Origin of the sequence: Chelativorans intermedius (assembly GCF_025398255.1) — a bacterium.
In the GTDB taxonomy this organism is placed as follows: domain Bacteria; phylum Pseudomonadota; class Alphaproteobacteria; order Rhizobiales; family Rhizobiaceae; genus Chelativorans; species Chelativorans intermedius.
In genome coordinates, this window is sequence record NZ_JAODNW010000095.1 from 1 (window position 1) to 895 (window position 895).

Annotated in this window: 1 protein-coding gene; it reads right to left on the reverse strand. The window is 62.6% G+C overall.

The genetic code is table 11. The features are described 5' to 3' along the window. Positions 1–232: 232 nt before the first annotated feature. Positions 233–895, reverse strand: a 663-nt coding sequence (locus NYR58_RS20465) for an IS1380 family transposase (protein WP_261522955.1), incomplete at its 5' end; no start/stop codon positions are given.

Sequence of the window (895 nt, forward strand, 5' to 3'; positions counted from 1 at the left end):
AAATGTCTAAATTTAATGACACATGGGAATAGAAATCCGGACATATCTCACCGGAGCTAGCCGTCTTTATGCACAGCGATGGTGTTTCGGCGGCCTGAAGCGGCGATCTGATCGCCGCTGCGGAACTCGCCGGCACGCTTCGCCTTCCGCTGGGACTGATCCGTCGTGATGGCGGCGGGGGTTTGCGGGTTGAGGTCGGCGGGTTCTGTTCGGGGCGTGTGCGCCCCATCGGCTACGTTACGAGCCGCGGGAGGCGGTCGAGGACGAGGCGCAGGATGGCCTGGTCGGGGCAGGCCGTCGGCAGGTGCAGGCGGATTTGGGTCTTCATCTCGACCACCCGCGCAGCGATCTTGATGAGGCGCAAACGCAAGGTGTCGAATTGCGCCACTGCAAAGCTGGAGCGCTTCGGCATTGCGGCCCGCAAGCCCCACATCAGCCAATAAGCACCGGCATGCAGGAGAAGCCGCAACTGGTTGGCAGTCGCCTTGGTGCAGGACGTTCGGTCTGCGGCAAGATGCGTCTTCCAGGACTTGATATGGTTTTCGGCCGCGCCACGCCGGCAATAGAGATTCTCATAGAGCGCCTTGGCCCTGCCGCCGGCGAGATTGGTGACGATGAACCGGGTGTCGGCCCCTTGGGCGCCGACCTCGACGCGGGCGATGATGCGCTCAACCCGGCTCCAGCTGCCGGCGCCGTCCAGGAATTCCTTGAAGCAGCGGACCTTGTTCGTCTTCGATGACGCTTCAAAGCGCGCCATCGTGCTGGCTTCCAGGTCCATGACATGCTCGCGCAATGTGGTGGTGGGCGCCACGGCGAAGATGAAGTCGACATCGTTGGCGCGGCACCAGTCGATGACCTGCGGACTGCAATAGTGGCTGTCGGCGCGCAACAGGAT